We start from the raw sequence: 383 nt of genomic DNA, 5'->3' as shown, positions 1-383 counted from the left end.
CTGTCGCAGATCGACTCGGGTGTCATCACCGCACCGCGTCCGCCGGTGCCGGTGAACCTCGCGCCGATCGTCGCAGCCGACAGCTTCAGCGGCGGCGAAGGTTCGAAGCTGACCGGCAACGTGCTGAAGAACGACAGCGACCCGGAAGGCGGCGCGCTGACTGCCAAGGTCAAGTCGGGTCCGGCGAACGGCACGATCGAATTCTCGGCCGACGGATCGTTCATCTACACCCCGAAGGCCGGGTTCAGCGGTTCGGACAGCTTCCTGTATGTCGCGTCGGACGGCGTGAACACCAGCAGCGATGCAGTGGTCCGCCTGACGGTCGAGAAGGCGCCGGTCGTGCCGGTCGTGACGATCGATCCGCTGCTCGACCTGCTCAAGCT

1 protein-coding gene is annotated in these 383 nt (G+C 65.8%); it reads left to right on the top strand.

What is annotated here, in order from left to right; all coding sequences use genetic code 11:
- A partial coding sequence (locus IFT55_RS17120; protein ID WP_192093563.1) for an Ig-like domain-containing protein occupies window positions 1–383 on the top strand: 383 nt, incomplete at both ends.

It is taken from the genome of Sphingomonas sp. CFBP 13720 (assembly GCF_014842075.1).
Classification (GTDB): domain Bacteria; phylum Pseudomonadota; class Alphaproteobacteria; order Sphingomonadales; family Sphingomonadaceae; genus Sphingomonas.
Note: the sequence above shows the minus strand (reverse complement) of the source record. Positions and strands in the feature narration are given on the sequence as shown.